Source organism: Aureimonas sp. AU20 (assembly GCF_001442755.1).
Classification (GTDB): Bacteria; Pseudomonadota; Alphaproteobacteria; order Rhizobiales; family Rhizobiaceae; genus Aureimonas.
Genome location: NZ_CP006367.1, coordinates 1,450,767 through 1,465,975 on the forward strand (window position 1 = coordinate 1,450,767; position 15,209 = coordinate 1,465,975).

Genomic DNA, 15,209 nt, shown 5'->3' on the forward strand with positions numbered 1-15,209 from the left:
ATGGTGCAAGTGCAAAAGTTTCGGCGGTTCCCCCATGAATGACGATATTCCGCGCCTTCTCGACCTCGGCGCAAGGCTGGTCGAGGCTGCTCGTCGCAGCGGCGCCGACGCCGCCGACGCCGCCGTGGTGAGCGCGCGCTCGCGGTCAGTGCAGGTGCGCATGGGCCGCGTGGAGGAGCTGGAATCCAGCGAGAGCGACGAGGTCTCGCTGCGCGTCTTCGTCGGCCGACGGGTCGCGACCGTTTCGTCCGATCTCCGCTCTGACCCGCAAAGGCTCGCCGAGCGCGCCGTCGCCATGGCGCGCGTTTCGCCGGAAGACCCCTATGCGGGCCTTGCCGACGCGAGCCTCCTGTCGGACGGGGCGGACGGGCTCGACCTTTATGATCCGACCGAGCGGGACGGCGCGGCGCTGGCCGACGAGGCCAAGGCGCTGGAAGCGGCGGCGCTTGCCGTTCAAGGCGTCAGCAATTCCAGCGGCGCGACGTCGGGTTTCGGCACGTCGGGCCTCGTGCTCGTCACTTCCACCGGCTTTTCCGGGTCGCGGCTGCGCTCGGGCTTCTCGCGCTCGGTCAGCGTGGTCGCCGGCGAGGGCACGGGCATGGAGCGCGACTACGACTTCGATTCGCGCATCCATGCCGACGATCTCGACGCGGCCGAGACGATCGGCCGGCGGGCCGGCGAGCGCGCGGTGCGCCGCCTTCACCCTGCGAAGATGGACACCGGGCGCTATGCCGTCGTGCTCGACCCCCGCGTTTCTCGCGGCTTGATCGGCAGCCTGGTTGGCGCGCTGAACGGCGCCTCCATCGCCCGGCGCACCAGCTTCCTGAAGGACCGGATGGGCAAGCGCGTCCTGCCCGAGGGGCTCGACCTCGTGGACGATCCGCAGCTGGCCCGCCGGCCGGGCTCGCGCCCCTTCGACGGCGAAGGCGTGCGCGGCGAGCGGCTGATGTTGGTCGAGAACGGCACGCTGCGCAATTGGGTGCTGGACAGCGCCACGGCGCGCGAGTTGAACCTTGCTTCCAACGGCCGCGCCTCGCGCTCCTCCAGCGGCGTTTCGCCCTCTTCGTCCAACGTTACGCTGACGCCGGGCGCGCGGAGCGCCGCCGAGCTGATCCGCGACACGGGGCGGGGCATCTACGTCACGGAGACGATCGGGCACGGCGCCAATCTCGTGACCGGCGATTATAGCTGCGGCGCCTCGGGCTTCCTGATCGAGAATGGCGAACTCGCCGGCCCTGTTTCGGAGTTCACCATCGCCGGCAATCTCACCGACATGTTCGCCGCGATCGAACCGGCGAACGATGGCGACACGCGCTTCTCGCTGGTGGTGCCGACCCTGCGCATCGGTGAGATGACGGTCGCGGGCCGCTAGGGATGTTCACGCCGGAGGACGATCTTGCGCTGATCCGGACCGCCGCCGCCGAGGCCGGGCGCATCGCGCTCGGCTTCTGGAAGCGGGAGCCGGAGGTCTGGTGGAAAGGCTCCTCGCCCGTGTCGGAGGCCGATTTCGCGGCCGACGCCCATCTGCGCCGCGTCCTGCTGGCGGCCCGGCCCCACTATGGCTGGATCTCGGAGGAAACCGCCGCCCAGCCTGCCGGGGCGGGCGAGCAACGCTTCTTCGTGGTGGACCCGATCGACGGCACGCGCGCCTTCCTGCGCGGCGAGACGACCTGGTGCATCTCCGTCGCGGTGATCGGCGCTGGGCGGCCGATCGCGGGCGTGCTGGACGCGCCGGCGCTGGGCGAAGTGTTCGGCGCGACCGCCGACGGCGCGGCGACGCTGAACGACCAGCCGATTGCCGTCTCGGCCTTCGAGCGCAAGCGCAAGCTGCTTCTGTCCATGCCCGATTCCATGCGCCGCCGGCTGGAAGACGCTCGGGGCGGGGAGATCGATTTTGCCGCCAACGTGCCATCGCTCGCCTATCGCCTCGCCATGGTGGCGAGCGGCCGGCTGGACGGGACGCTGGTCGGCGCGCGCGCCAACGATTGGGACATCGCGGCGGGCGATCTGATCCTGGAGCGGGCCGGCGGGCGTCTCGTTCGCGCCGACGGCCAGCCGCATCTTTACAATCCCGCCCCGGAAAGGCATGGCGTCCTCGTGGCCGGCGCGCAGGGCGCGGTTCGTCGCCTCCTGGATTACGGTCTCGAAGCGGCCTGAACCGGCCGCCGTCCTCCCCTTTGGTCCGCCTATCCCGTCAATCGGAGACTGTTCGAATGGTCAGCGAAGAAAAGCCCAAGCAGCTGCTGCATCTCGTGTTCGGCGGCGAGCTGAACAGCTTGGATGCGGTGGATTTCCGCGACCTGTCGGCGCTCGACATCGTCGGCATCTATCCCGACTACGCCTCGGCGCTTGCCGCCTGGCGCGGCAAGGCGCAGGCCACCGTCGACAACGCGGCCATGCGCTACTTCATCGTCCACATGCACCGGCTGCTCGACCCGCAGGGCCAGTGACCGGCGCTAGAGGCCCGGTGCCGCCGGCCGAAGAGGACCAGAAGACCACCCTCGCCACGCGGCCCAAGCGCCGCAAATGGCGGGTGCGCCTGCAGCGTCGGCTGAAGGCGGCTTCGCGCTCGCCCGGCGCCGTGCGCCTCGTCGGACGCCTCATCTACGAGGCGCTTCGCGGCATTCGCGCGTCGCAGCGCCCGGCCGCCGGCTCCAGCGACTTCGACGCCATCCTTCACCGGGAGCATCCCGCGATCGTCGCGCTCTGGCATGGGCAGCACCTGCTCGCGCCCTTCTTCCGGCCGCGCGATCTGCCCTATCTCGCGCTCCTGTCGCGCAGCGCCGACGCCGAGATCAACGCCGCCGTGGTGGAGCGTTTCGGCATCGAGACCGTGCGCGGCTCGGGCGGGCGCGTGCGCGAGGCCGCGTCCGAGAAGGGCGGGGTGCGCGCCTTGATCCGCATGAAGCGCGCGCTGGACGATGGCTTGGGCATCTGCATGATCGCCGACGTGCCCAAGGGCACCCCGCGCGAGGCGGGGCTCGGCATCGTCACGCTCGCTCGCCTGTCGGGCCGGCCCATCGTGCCCAGCGCTGCAGTCACCAGCCGCCGCCGCGTCCTGGAAAAAACCTGGGACAAAACCACCCTTCCGCTGCCCTTCGGCCGCATTGCCGTGGTCATGGAAGAGCCGATCTTCGTGCCGCCTCAGGCCGGCGCGGACGAGTTGGAGGCGATTCGCGCCCAGCTGACGCTCGCCATCGAAAGGGCGAACCGGCGGGCCGCGGACCTGGCGGACCGAAAGACATCGCATTGAACGACAAATGGGCCAAGGCGGCGCTGACCGCCTATCGCGTCGCCGGCTCGCTCGCCTATCCGGCGGCCGGCTCCTATGTGAGCTGGCGCGCCTCGCGCGGCAAGGAAGATAAGGAGCGTCGACGCGAGCGCTACGGCGTGCCGAGCGAGATCCGCCCGCCGGGCGTGCCGTTGGTCTGGGTCCACGCCGCCTCGATGGGCGAAAGCGCTGCCGTGGCGCCGCTGGTCGCCGCCATCGCCGAGGACGGCATCACCGTGGTGATGACGACGGGCACCGTCACCTCGGCGGCCACCGTGCAGGAGCGGCTCGGCGACAGCGTCATCCACCAATATGTCCCGCTCGACCTCAAGCCTTGCGTCTCGCGCTTTCTCGACCATTGGCAGCCGGAGCTCGCCATCGTCGCGGAAAGCGAGATCTGGCCGACCACGATGACCGAGCTCGCCGCGCGGCGCATTCCGCAGGTCCTGGTCAATGCCCGCCTGTCGGACCGCTCCTTCAAGCGCTGGAAATCGGCACCAGGCGTCGCCGAGGCGCTGCTTTCGAAGCTCGCCCATGTCGTCGCCCAGTCCGAGATCGACGGTGAGCGCTACCATCTCCTGGGCGCGCGCGCCGTCACGGTCGCCGGAAATCTGAAGGCCGATGTCGAGGCGCCGCCCGCCAATCTGGAAGATCTCGAGGACACCCGTCGGGGCATCGGCATGCGCCCGGTCTGGGCCGCTCTCTCCACGCATGAAGGCGAGGAGGAGATCGCCGCCAATATCCATCTGCGCCTTCGGGAAGAGCGCGGACGGCTCCTCACCATCATCGTGCCGCGCCATGTCGACCGGGCGGACGCCATTCACCGCGATCTCGAAGCCAAGGGTCTGCAGGTGGCACGCTGGAGCCGGGGCGAATTGCCGCTGCCGACCACCGACATCTTCCTCGGCGACACGATGGGCGACATGGGCTTCTACGCCCGGCTGACCGAAATCGCCTTCATGGGCAAGTCGATCCGGGGCGAGGGCGGGCAGAACCCGCTGGAGGCTGCCATGCTTGGCACCGCCATTCTGTCAGGCCGCTATGTCCAGAATTTTCGCGAGGTCTACCATCGCTTGATCGACAAGGGCGGGGCCTGGATCGTGCAGGACGAGGCGGAACTCGGCGCCGCCGTGTCCGAGCTGTTCGACCGGCCGGCCGCGCGCCGGCAGATGATCACGGCAGGGCGGGAAAGCGTTGCCGACATGGGCGGCGCGCTGAAGCGCACCATGGCCGCACTCGATCCCTTCCTCCTGCCGCTGCGCCTGTCCAGCCGTATGGACTGGGGCGGCTGAGATGGCACTGTTCGGCACGGCGCCCGGCTTCTGGTGGCGCGAGGCGCCCGGCGTTCGCTCGCGCCTCCTGGCCCTGCCGGCCTTGGCCTATGGCACGGTGGCCCGCCGCAATCTGGAACGCGGGGCGCGCGTCCAGGCGCCGCTCGCGGTGATTTGCGTCGGCAACCCGACCGTGGGGGGCGGGGGCAAGACGCCGACCGCCTTGGCGCTGGGCCGCGCCGCCCTGGCGCTCGGCCGCAAGCCCGGCTTCCTGTCGCGCGGCCATGGCGGGCAAGCCGGGGCGCCGCTTCTGGTGGACCCCGTCCGCCACGCGGCCGATCTTGTGGGCGACGAGCCGATGCTGCTGGCCGACCTCGCGCCGACCGTGGTGGGGCGGGACCGCGCGGCCGGCGCCCGGCTTCTGGCGGAGGCGGGCTGCGATCTCGCCATCATGGACGACGGGTTCCAGAGCGCGCGCCTCCGCTTCGATCTGGCGCTGCTCGTGGTGGATGCGAGGCGTGGCCTCGGCAATGGTCGGCTCCTGCCCGCCGGCCCCTTACGCGCGCCGCTGGACGCGCAGATCGCCCATGCCGACGCCTGGCTTCTGGTCGGCGACACGCTGCCCGGCGGAGTGCTGGCCTCTCGCCTCGGCCAGAGCGGCCTGCCGATCCACCGCGCCGCGACGTTCGCGCCCAATGCCGCCGAGTTCCAGGGTCGGCGCTGCCTCGCCTTTGCCGGCATCGCGGACCCCGAGAAGTTCTACGCCTCGCTGCGGCTCGCGGGGGCGGAGATCGTGGCGACCCGCAGCTTCCCCGACCACCACGCCTTCACGGCCGAGAATGCGCGCGATCTCCTGGGCGAGGCCGACAGCCTCGGCCTCGATCTCGTCACCACCGCGAAGGACAAGGCGCGGTTTCGCAGCCAGGACACGGGGCCGATGCGCGGCCTCAACCGGCTCGCCAAAGTGCTCCAAGCCGAGCTTCGCTTCGCCGAGTCGGACACGGGCGAGGCGCTGGTTCGCGCTGCGTTGGCGCGCTTCGCGGAGCGCGCTTCGGCCTAAGAGCGCTTAACAAAACCTCGTGGGGTCGGCTGGCCCTAGTCTTTCCGCCGGGGACTTCGTCGCGAATGCTTGGCCCTGCCCCCGGCATCACTCAAGCTTCGCTCCTCGTCCTCGGCCGAACATCCCTCGACCATCCTCCGCTCAGAGGTTTTGTTAGACGCTCTAAATCGACCTAGCCTCGGCGGCGCGCCGGGGCGAGGTCGAGTTCGCGCTGGAGCGAGGCGGCGGCGTCCTGGTAGGGCTCCTGCCGCTCGACGTTCCAGTAGCGCAGGAGATCGAGCGGGATCGCCTCGCCCGTCACCGCGCAGCGCACAAAGGCGCCGGGGCGCACCACCTCGAAATCGCCGTCGCCATAATGCAGCTTGGCTTCGCCGCCGCTGTCCATCCGGTTCATCATTCTCGTGCCCGTTTGTCCGTGGCCGGCAGGGCCGGCGTCTTGAATTCTGTGTTCGGCCGAGAGGCCCTTGATGTCAACGCCGCCCGAACAAGCGTTCGATGTCGGCAAGCTTCAGTTCGATGAAGGTCGGGCGGCCGTGGTTGCATTGGCCCGACCCCGGCGTGCGTTCCATCTGGCGCAGAAGCGCGGTCATCTCGGCCGGCTGAAGTCTGCGGCCAGAGCGCACCGAGCCGTGGCAGGCCATGGTCGCCGCCACATGGTCGATCCGCGCCTTAAGGCCCACCTGCCCGCCCTCGAACAATTCGTCGGCGAGATCGCGCACGAGCGCCTTGGCATCCACCTCGCCCAGGATCGCGGGCGTGCCGCGCACCATCACCGCGCCGGGGCCGAAGCGCTCTAGGACGAGGCCGAAGCGCGACAGCGTCTCGGCTTCCTCGCCAAGGCGCTCCGCCTCGCTTTCCGTGCAGTCCACGATGTCGGGGATCAGCAGCATCTGCGCGGGGATGGCGTCGGTATGCAGTGCCTCCTTCAGCGCTTCGTAGACCAGCCGCTCATGCGCGGCGTGCTGGTCCACGATCACCAGGCTGTCCTGCGTTTCCGCGACGATAAAGGCCTTGTCGATCTGCGCACGCGCCGCGCCAAGCGGAAACTCGGCACCGGCCGGGGCGGGGGCCTGCTCGGCCTCGCGCACCGGCCGCGCGGCCGGCTCGAAGCCTGCCATGCGCGGCGCGGGCTCGCGCACGGAGGGCGTCTCCAGCGGGCGAAAGAAATTCGTCGCCGCCTCGAAGGGCGTGTCCCCCCGCTCGCGAAAGCCCCCCGTGCGCCGACCGAGAACGGCGGAGGCGCCGCGCTCGCTCGCCGCCATTGCATCGGGGGCCGACGTGCTGGAGAAGGGCGGGGGTGCGGGCTCGCTCGGCGCGCCCATGCCGCCCGGACGAAAGCGCGCCATCAGCCCCTCGGCGCCTTCGGTCGAGGCGCGAAGGCTCATGCCGCCGAGCGCCTGGCGAATGGCGCCGACGATGAGCCCACGCACCAAAGCCGGGTCGCGAAAGCGCACGTCGGCCTTGGCCGGGTGGACGTTCACGTCCACGTCGCGCGGATCGACGTCGAAAAACAGGACGCAGACGGGGTAGCGATCGCGGGGCACGAAATCGACATAGGCGCCGCGAATGGCCGAGAGGATCATCTTGTCGCGCACCGGCCGCCCGTTCACATAGGCATATTGGTGCTGCGCATTGCCACGATGATAGGTCGGCAGCCCAGCCCAGCCGGTGAGACGCACGCCCTCGCGAACGGCGTCGAGCGCCACGGCATTGTCGAGAAACTCAGGCCCGACGATCTGCCCGACGCGCGCTTCCGGCGTGCCGGCGGCGAGCACGGTCTCGGCCCGGTCCTCGCCCGCCAGCTCGAAGCGCACGGCGGGAAAGGCGATGGCGATGCGACGCACCGTCTCGGTGATCGCGGCGGCCTCGGCCCGGTCCGTCTTCAAAAATTTCAGCCGCGCGGGCACGGAGTGGAAGAGATCGCGCACCTCGACCATGGTCCCGGCCGAGAGCGCGGCCGGGCGCGGCCCGTCCTGCGCGCCGTTGTCGACGCGGATCTCGTGCGCGCCCTCCGCGCCGCGCGCGCGCGAGCGCAAGGTGAGGCGCGCGACCGATCCGATCGAGGGCAGCGCCTCGCCGCGAAAGCCGAGCGTGTCGATGCCTTCCAGGCCGTCCGCCATCTTGGAGGTGCAATGGCGGCGGATGGCGAGTGGCAGTTCGGCGGCGGGGATGCCGCCTCCGTCGTCGGTGATGCGAAGCAGGCTCTTGCCGCCGCCTGCGGTGACGATCTCGACCCGGCGCGCGCCGGCGTCCAGCGCGTTTTCCACCAGTTCCTTCACGACGCTCGCCGGCCGCTCCACCACTTCGCCGGCGGCGATCTGGTCGATAAGCGTTTCGGGCAGGAGCTGGATGGGCATGGAGGGCGGTCTTCCCTGGCAGGAGCCCATCCGATGTAAGGGCTTGGCTGGCCTCGTGCAAATCCGCCCGCGCCCTATCCCCCGCTTTGCGCGGCAAGCGCCCGCACAATCCTCGTGTGGGCCGAACGATTTTCCACACCCTTCACCGACCGCTCGACTTTCCCTCCCGGGAACATCCAGCCGTTCTCAGCCCTCACGCAGGATCGCGACGGCGCGGCCGCCGAGTTCGAACGGGCCGCCGAGCGGGCGCGGCTCGGCGTCCGGCCGGTCGCTCGTCAGCTCCAGCCAGAGGCTGCGCCCTTCCTTCGGCTCGGGCGGCCGGATCGGGACGGGCTCAAAGCCCCGGTTGATATAGATCAGCGCCGCCTCGCGCTCGCCGGCCATGCGCAGGGCCAGAAGCGCGCGGCCGGCATCGGCCCAGTCGTCCGGCCCCATCTCGCCGCCATCGGCGCGCAGCCAGCGCGCGTCCGGCTCTCCCGCGACGTTCTCGCCCTTCAGGAAGCGGTCGCGCGACAGCGGCTCCAGCGCGCGGCGCAGACGCTGGAGCCGGCCGGTGAAGGCAATGAGCGCGTCGTCGGCGTCTGCCCAGTCTATCCAGAAGATTTCGTTGTCCTGCGCATAGGCGTTGTTGTTGCCGCCCTGCGTGCGGCCGAGTTCGTCGCCGGCGACGATCATCGGATTGCCGCGCGCCACGAACAGGGTCGCGAGCAGCGCGCGAACGTCGCGCCGGCGCCGCTCGGTGATGGCGGGGTCCTGCGTCGCGCCTTCCCATCCATTGTTCCAGGAATGGTTGTCGCCGTGGCCGTCGCGGTTCCGCTCGCCGTTGGCTTCGTTGTGCTTCTGCTCGTAGCTCACGACGTCGCGCAGCGTGAACCCGTCATGGGCGGTGATGAAGTTGACGCCGTCGTACGCGCTTCTGCCGGGCCGGTCGAACAGGTCGGGCGAGCCCGACAGGCGCGTCGCCAGCGCCGACACCGTTCCCCGGTCACCGCGCCAGAAGCGGCGAACGTCGTCCCGGAACCGGTCCTGCCATTCCAGGAAGGGCGGCGGAAAGGCGCCGACCTGATAGCCGCCCGGGCCGATGTCCCAAGGCTCGGCGACATGGACGCGGTCCTTCAACACGGGATCGGCGGCGATCCTCTGGAGAAGCGGCGCGTCGGGCCGAAAACCCTCCGGCGTGCGGCCGAGCACCGTGCCGAGATCGTAGCGGAACCCGTCCACCCCGCCGACCTCGACCCAGCGCTTCAGGGCCTCCAGAGCCATGTCGGCCACCGGCTTGCGCCAGAGTGCGAACGTGTTGCCCGTACCGGTGTCGTTGACGAGCTGGTTGGGGTCATCCGGCGCTGCGGCGTAATAGGTGCGGTTGTCCAGCCCGCGATAGGAGAAGGTCGGGCCGAACCGGTCGCTTTCGCCGGAATGGTTCAGCACCACGTCGAGCAGCACGCGGATGCCGCGCGCATGCAGCGCCTCCACCACACGCCGCGCCTCGGCCCAGCCGCCTGGCACGAGGCGCGGGTCGGGTGCGCCGTGGGCGACGGTGTTGTAGCCCCAGGCATTGGTGAGGCCGAGGGCGACGAGGTGGCGCTCGTCGATGGCCGATGCCAGCGGCATCAGCTCCACCGTCTCGACGCCGAGCCGTGCGAGATGGTCGAGCGAGGCGGGCTCGGCGAGCGCGCCTAACGTGCCGCGGAGATTCAGCGGCAGGTCGACGCGGCGCTGCGAGAAGGCGCGAACGGGCAGTTCGTAGGTGAAGCCCGGCTTGGCGAAGGGGAGGGGGGCGGCGTCGCGCCGAAGGTCCTCCACCACCGCGCGCGGCACGAAGGGCGCCGTGTCGAGCCCGCGCGTGGGCGGGGCGGCCAGCGCGCCGTGATACAGAAACGGCCGATCGAGCCGGGAGGCATAGGGATCGACGAGCAGCTTCGATGCATCGAACCTGTGGCCCTGCTCGGGGGCATAGGGCCCGTGGGCGCGCAGGCCATAAAGCGCGCCGACGGCAAGCCCTGGCACGAAGCCGAAATGGACGCCCTCCGGCGTACGGCCGGGAAGGAGCAGGCGTTCACGCTCCTGCACGCCGCCTGGCTCGAACAGGCAAAGCTCGATCCGCTCGGCATGGGCGGAGAAGACGGCGAAATGGACGCCGTCCGCCGCGACGCTCGCGCCCAGCCGCTCCGGCGCGCCGCGCTCCACACTGATGCTCGCCAAAGGCCTCTCCTTCGATCCTGCGGTCTGCCCGGTCAGGCCCCGCCCTGCCATGCGCGCACGGCATCCAGCGGGTAGAGAAGCATAAGGACGTTCAAGGTCAGGTTATCGCGGATGAGAAAACCAGTGAGCAGTTCAAAGCCGAGCGCGATCAGAATCGTCAGCCAGATCGGCAGGCGCGCGGCGAGCAGGAAGCCGGCGATCATGAAACCGATATCCGACACCGAATTGATGACGCTGTCGCCGAAATAGTCGAGCGAGATGGTGGTCTCGCGATAATGGCGAATGACCGCGTCGGTGTTCTCCACGATCTCCCAGGCGGCTTCCACGATCGTGGCCAGCACCAGCCTTCGGCCGAGCGGCCAGCGCCGGGCCACGAGCCAGAGCGCGCCGTAGAACAGGAAGCCGTGGATGAGGTGGGAGGGCGAGTACCAGTCGGAGAGGTGCTGCGAGTTCTCCGAACTCACCACCGTGCCATGCCAGAGCTTGACGTATCCGCACTCGCAGATCGGCAACCGGCCCATGAGGAGCAGGGTCGCGGCGGCGAGCGCCACGACCCCGAGAGTGAGCGCCCAGTGGACGGGGCGGATCGCCCGCCAGCTGGAGCAGACGGGCGAGGAAGCGAGCGTGCTCACGTGCGAACGTCGGGTTCCGTGCGGCCCGTGCGCTTGGTGATCTCGCCGATCGCGTCGGCCGTGCACACCAGCTCGCCCAGCGCTTCCTCGATCGAGAGATCGTGCTTGGCCGCGTCGGGCTCGAAGCGCTCGATGTAGACGCGCAAGGTCGCCCCCACCGTTCCCGTACCCGACAGGCGGAAGACGATGCGCGAGCCGCCGGAGAAGACGATGCGCACGCCCTGGCCGGTCGAGACCGAGCCGTCGATCGGGTCCTTGTAGGAGAAGTCGTCGGCTTCCGAGACGACGAGCGTGCCGAAGCGCTGGCCGGCCATGGAGGCGAGGCGATCGCGCAAGCTCTCCATCAGCCCTTCCGCAGCGGTCTTGTCGACCTCTTCGTAGTCGTGGCGCTGGTAGTAGTTGCGCCCGAACTCGGCCCAGTGGCCCCTGACGATCTCGGCCACCGGTTCCTTGCGTACGGCGAGAATGTTCAGCCAGAGCAGGACCGCCCAAAGCCCGTCCTTCTCGCGCACGTGGTCGGAGCCGGTGCCGGCGCTTTCCTCGCCGCAGATCGTCACCTTGCCGGCGTCGAGCAGATTGCCGAAGAACTTCCAGCCGGTCGGCGTCTCGTAGATGCCGATGCCGCGTTTCTTGGCGACGCGGTCGGCCGCGCCGCTGGTCGGCATGGAGCGAGCGATGCCGGCGATGCCACGGGCATAGCCCGGCGCCAGATGCGCGTTGGCGGCGAGCACGGCGAGGGAGTCGGAGGGCGTGACCACGATGCCCCGGCCGAGAATCATGTTGCGGTCGCCGTCACCGTCCGACGCCGCGCCGAAGTCCGGCGCGGTGGGGCCGAGCAGGAGATCGACCAGCGGCGCGGCCCAGACCACGTTGGGATCGGGATGGCCGCCGCCGAAATCTTCGGACGGCACGCCGTTCATCACCGTGCCCTCCGGGCTTCCGAGCCGGCGCTCCAGGATTTCCTTGGCATAGGGGCCGGTCACGGCGTGCATGGCGTCGAAGCGCAGCGTCAGCCCGCCCTTGATCGCCTCGCGAATGGCGCCGAAATCGAACAGCGTCTCCATCAGCGCCGCATAGTCGGCGACGGGATCGACGATCTCGACCTCGGTTTCGCCCAGGCGCGAAGTGCCGACGACGGAAAGGTCCGGCGCGTCCTCCTCCACGATCTTGTATTCGGTGATCTCGCGCGTGCGCTTGTAGATCGCGTCGGTCACGCCCTCGGGGGCGGGGCCGCCGTTGGAGATGTTGTACTTGATGCCGAAATCGCCGTCCGGCCCGCCGGGATTGTGCGAGGCGGACAGGATGATGCCGCCGGCGGCCTTGCGCTGGCGGATCAGGTTCGAGGCGGCGGGGGTGGAGAGCAGGCCGTTCTGGCCGACCACGACCTTGGCGACGCCGTTGGCCGCCGCCATGCGGATCGCCTTGCGCACCACTTCGGCGTTGAAGAAGCGCCCGTCGCCGCCGATCACCAGCGAAGCGCCCGCCGGGCGCTCCGTCGCGTCGAAGATCGCCTGCAGGAAGTTCTCGGCATAGTGGGGCTGCTGAAAGTGCGGCACCTTCTTGCGCAGGCCGGACGTGCCGGGCTTTTGGTCGAGATAGGGCGTCGTCGCGACGGTGCGGATCATCGGGGGCTTTCCTCGGAGAGGCTCGAATATAGATCGGCATAGCGCCGGGCGCTGGCCGTCCAAGACACGTCGCCCGCCATGGCGGAGCGCTGCAGATCGCGCCAGAGCGACGGGTCGGCGTAAAGGCGGGTGAGGCGGGTGATGCCGTCGAGCAGCGCTTCGCGCGTGACGGGCGCGAAGATGACGCCGGTCGCAACGCCCGCCGCGAGCGCTGCGAAATTCGCGTCGATCACCGTGTCGGCGAGGCCGCCGACACGGCTGACCACCGGCAGGCAGCCATAGCGCAGGGCATAGAGCTGCGTCAGCCCGCAGGGCTCGAAGCGCGAGGGTACGAGCAGCGCATCGGCGCCGGCCTGGACACGGTGCGAGAGCAACTCGTCATAGCCGATGCGCACGCCGACACGGCCCGAGTGGCGCGCCGCGCCGCTGAGGAACGCGCCTTCCAGGAGGCGGTCGCCCGAGCCCACTACGACCAGCCGGCAACCGGCGGCCACGACGTCGTCCACCGCCTCGGCCAGAAGGTCGAGCCCCTTCTGCCAAGTCAGGCGGCTGACCACGGCGAGGATGGGCGTCTCGTCCTCGTCCAGCGCGAACTCGGTTTCCAGCGCACGCTTGTTGATGGCGCGGCGGAACAGCTCGTCGCGGGTGAAGGTCGCGGCGATGTTGGGATCGGCGGCGGGGTCCCAGACATCGATGTCGATGCCGTTGACGATGCCGGTCAGCCGGTCCGCCCGGCCGCGGAGAAGCCCGTCGAGCCCCATGCCGCCGGCCGGCTGGAGGATCTCGTCGGCATAGTTTGGGCTGACGGTGGTGATCCGGTCGGCCGCGCGAAGGCCGCCCTTGAGATAGCCGACCGAGCCGTAATACTCGACGCCGTCGATGCCCCAGGCGCTGTCCGGCAGGCCGAGCTCGGAAAAGATCGTCTGCGGAAAGGCGCCCTGAAAGGCGAGATTGTGGATGGTGAGGACTGTGCGCGGGCGCTCCGCGCCCGCCGCCTCGAGATAGACCGGGGCGAGCGCGGCCTGCCAATCGTGGGCATGGACGATGTCGGGCCGATAGCCCGGCACGAGGCCGAGGCCGACCTCGGCCGCCGCTTTGCAGAGCGCGGCGAAGCGCGCCCAATTGTCGGGATGGTCGTAGCCGTTCGGCCCGACATAAGGGCCGCCCGGCCGATCGTAGAGATGCGGCGCGTCGAGCAGCAGGAGGTCGAGCCCGGCTTTTTCAGTGGCGAGAATGCGCGCCGGCCCGCCGAACAGATCGGCGAGATCGGCGACGCTCACAGCCTCGCCGATCTCGGCGAGGATGCTGGGATAGGCCGGCAGAAGCGTGCGCACTTCGATGCCCAGAGGCCCCAGCGCCAGCGGCAAGGCGCCCGTGACGTCCGCAAGCCCGCCGGTCTTCACCAGGGGGAAGACTTCCGATGCAACGGAAAGGACGGATGTCATCTGTAGTTGAGCCGTTCGATCATCGGCCTGGTGACGAGACAGACGCCGCTCGACGTGCGGCGGAAGCGCTGGGCGTCGAGTTCGGGGTCCTCGCCGATGACGAGCCCGTCCGGAATATGGACGCCGCGATCCACCACCGCCTTGGTGATGCGCACGCCGCGCCCGATGTGGCAACCCGGCAGGACCACGGCCTCGTCCAGCTTGGAATAGCTGTTCTGGCGAACGCCGGTGAACAGGAGCGAGCGGTGCAGCGTGCCACCCGAAATGATGCAGTCGCCCGACACGAGCGAGGAGATCGCCATGCCCCGGCGCCCCTCCTCGTCATGCACGAACTTCGCCGGCGGGGTGACGTCGGCATAGGTCCAGATCGGCCAGTCGCGGTCGTAGATGTCGAGCTGCGGCACCACGTCCGTCAGGTCGATATTGGCCTGCCAATAGGCGTCCACCGTTCCGACGTCGCGCCAGTAGGACCCGTATTCGGCGGCCGAGCGCACGACCGATGTGTTGAAGGAATGCGCCCAGGCCGTGCCGTGCTTGACGATATGAGGGATGATGTCCTTGCCGAAGTCGCGGCTCGACTTCGGATCGGCCGCGTCGCGCCGCAACTGGTCGGCGAGGAAGGCCGTGTTGAAGACGTAGATGCCCATGGACGCCAGCGCCGTGTCGGGCCGGCCGGGAATGGCCGGAGGATCGGCCGGCTTCTCGATGAAGTCGGTGATCTGGCCCTTTTCGTCGACATGCATGACGCCGAAACCGACCGCTTCCATGCGCGGGACTTCGAGACAGCCGACGGTCACGTCGGAGCCCGTGTCCACATGCTGCTGGAGCATGATCTCGTAGTCCATCTTGTAGATGTGGTCGCCCGCCAGGATGATGATGTATTTGGGGGCGTAGGCCTCGATGATGTCGATGTTCTGGTACACGGCGTCGGCCGTGCCGGCATACCATTGGTCTTCCGACACGCGCTGCGAGGCGGGGAGGACGTCGAAGCTCTCGTTGCGGCCCGGGCGCAGGAAGTTCCACCCCCGGTGGAGATGCCGGATCAGCGAGTGGGCCTTGTACTGGGTCGCGACGCCGATGCGGCGGATGCCCGAGTTCACCGCGTTCGACAAGGCGAAGTCGATGATGCGGGACTTGCCGCCGAAATAGACGGCGGGCTTGGCCCGGTCGTCCGTCAGTTCCATCAGACGCGAACCGCGACCGCCGGCCAAGACATAGGCCATTGTATCGCGCGCGATCGGTGCCACTCGCCGGCTGTCGGCCATCCCGTTCTCTCCCCCAAGGATCGCTGCGTGTCCGGCTCAGCCGGCGATCCTCCGCAGTTTTCTATATCGATCTTCCCGTAT

The 15,209-nt window shown here is 69.4% G+C and carries 13 protein-coding genes; 6 read left to right on the plus strand and 7 right to left on the minus strand.

Going from position 1 to position 15,209, the window contains the following annotated elements:
* Window positions 1–34 precede the first annotated feature (34 nt).
* Genes M673_RS06395 through lpxK form a run of 6 tightly spaced genes read left to right on the plus strand, consistent with a single transcriptional unit; the run spans window position 35 to window position 5,602 of the window.
* Window positions 35–1,372 (plus strand): TldD/PmbA family protein, encoded by a 1,338-nt coding sequence (locus M673_RS06395; protein ID WP_061974591.1) that lies wholly within the window; start codon window positions 35–37, stop codon window positions 1,370–1,372.
* 2 nt (window positions 1,373–1,374) lie between these two features.
* On the plus strand, window positions 1,375–2,157 hold the full coding sequence (locus tag M673_RS06400; RefSeq protein ID WP_061974593.1) for a 3'(2'),5'-bisphosphate nucleotidase CysQ: 783 nt from the start codon (window positions 1,375–1,377) through the stop codon (window positions 2,155–2,157).
* A gap of 56 nt (window positions 2,158–2,213) precedes the next feature.
* Window positions 2,214–2,450, plus strand: coding sequence for a DUF4170 domain-containing protein (locus tag M673_RS06405; protein ID WP_061974595.1), 237 nt, complete (start codon window positions 2,214–2,216; stop codon window positions 2,448–2,450).
* A 17-nt stretch (window positions 2,451–2,467) separates the two neighbouring features.
* Complete coding sequence (locus M673_RS06410) at window positions 2,468–3,253, plus strand: lysophospholipid acyltransferase family protein (protein ID WP_061974597.1); 786 nt, start codon at window positions 2,468–2,470, stop codon at window positions 3,251–3,253.
* The gene (gene waaA, locus M673_RS06415; protein WP_061974599.1) at window positions 3,250–4,563 is read left to right on the plus strand and encodes a lipid IV(A) 3-deoxy-D-manno-octulosonic acid transferase; all 1,314 of its coding nucleotides are present in this window, start codon (window positions 3,250–3,252) and stop codon (window positions 4,561–4,563) included. Before M673_RS06410 ends, waaA begins: the two co-directional genes overlap by 4 nt.
* A 1-nt stretch (window position 4,564) precedes the next feature.
* A complete protein-coding gene (gene lpxK / locus M673_RS06420) occupies window positions 4,565–5,602 on the plus strand; it encodes a tetraacyldisaccharide 4'-kinase (RefSeq protein WP_061974601.1) in 1,038 nt (345 codons plus the stop codon).
* 172 nt (window positions 5,603–5,774) lie between these two features.
* Here the strand turns inward: lpxK and M673_RS06425 are convergent, their stop codons facing one another.
* The 7 genes from M673_RS06425 to glgC form a co-directional block, all read right to left on the minus strand.
* Window positions 5,775–5,999, minus strand: a complete 225-nt coding sequence (locus M673_RS06425; protein WP_061974603.1) for a DUF2093 domain-containing protein — start codon at window positions 5,997–5,999, stop codon at window positions 5,775–5,777.
* 73 nt (window positions 6,000–6,072) lie between these two features.
* Window positions 6,073–7,959: a DNA mismatch repair endonuclease MutL gene (gene mutL, locus M673_RS06430; RefSeq protein WP_061974605.1), complete on the minus strand. Its 1,887-nt coding sequence runs from the start codon at window positions 7,957–7,959 to the stop codon at window positions 6,073–6,075.
* Between the two features lie 186 nt (window positions 7,960–8,145).
* Window positions 8,146–10,161 carry a glycogen debranching protein GlgX gene (gene glgX, locus M673_RS06435; RefSeq protein ID WP_244493066.1) on the minus strand — a complete coding sequence of 672 codons (2,016 nt, stop codon included), beginning with the start codon at window positions 10,159–10,161 and terminating at the stop codon, window positions 8,146–8,148.
* A gap of 32 nt (window positions 10,162–10,193) precedes the next feature.
* Window positions 10,194–10,793, minus strand: a complete 600-nt coding sequence (locus tag M673_RS06440) for a DUF2585 domain-containing protein (protein ID WP_374755546.1) — start codon at window positions 10,791–10,793, stop codon at window positions 10,194–10,196.
* Window positions 10,790–12,418, minus strand: a complete 1,629-nt coding sequence (locus tag M673_RS06445; protein WP_061974609.1) for an alpha-D-glucose phosphate-specific phosphoglucomutase — start codon at window positions 12,416–12,418, stop codon at window positions 10,790–10,792. The genes M673_RS06440 and M673_RS06445 overlap by 4 nt, the downstream gene beginning before the upstream one ends.
* Window positions 12,415–13,863, minus strand: coding sequence for a glycogen synthase GlgA (gene glgA, locus M673_RS06450; protein WP_061974610.1), 1,449 nt, complete (start codon window positions 13,861–13,863; stop codon window positions 12,415–12,417). The genes M673_RS06445 and glgA overlap by 4 nt, the downstream gene beginning before the upstream one ends.
* A complete protein-coding gene (glgC, locus tag M673_RS06455) occupies window positions 13,860–15,128 on the minus strand; it encodes a glucose-1-phosphate adenylyltransferase (RefSeq protein WP_061974612.1) in 1,269 nt (422 codons plus the stop codon). The genes glgA and glgC overlap by 4 nt, the downstream gene beginning before the upstream one ends.
* Window positions 15,129–15,209 lie beyond the last annotated feature (81 nt).

Coding starts and splice junctions, on each gene's coding strand:
- M673_RS06425 (WP_061974603.1), bottom strand. CDS start 5,999: ATGATGAACCGGATGGACAGCGGCGGCGAAGCCAAGCTGCATTATGGC.
- M673_RS06400 (WP_061974593.1), top strand. CDS start 1,375: ATGTTCACGCCGGAGGACGATCTTGCGCTGATCCGGACCGCCGCCGCC.
- M673_RS06445 (WP_061974609.1), bottom strand. CDS start 12,418: ATGATCCGCACCGTCGCGACGACGCCCTATCTCGACCAAAAGCCCGGC.
- glgA (WP_061974610.1), bottom strand. CDS start 13,863: ATGACATCCGTCCTTTCCGTTGCATCGGAAGTCTTCCCCCTGGTGAAG.
- M673_RS06395 (WP_061974591.1), top strand. CDS start 35: ATGAATGACGATATTCCGCGCCTTCTCGACCTCGGCGCAAGGCTGGTC.
- lpxK (WP_061974601.1), top strand. CDS start 4,565: ATGGCACTGTTCGGCACGGCGCCCGGCTTCTGGTGGCGCGAGGCGCCC.
- M673_RS06405 (WP_061974595.1), top strand. CDS start 2,214: ATGGTCAGCGAAGAAAAGCCCAAGCAGCTGCTGCATCTCGTGTTCGGC.
- glgC (WP_061974612.1), bottom strand. CDS start 15,128: ATGGCCGACAGCCGGCGAGTGGCACCGATCGCGCGCGATACAATGGCC.
- mutL (WP_061974605.1), bottom strand. CDS start 7,959: ATGCCCATCCAGCTCCTGCCCGAAACGCTTATCGACCAGATCGCCGCC.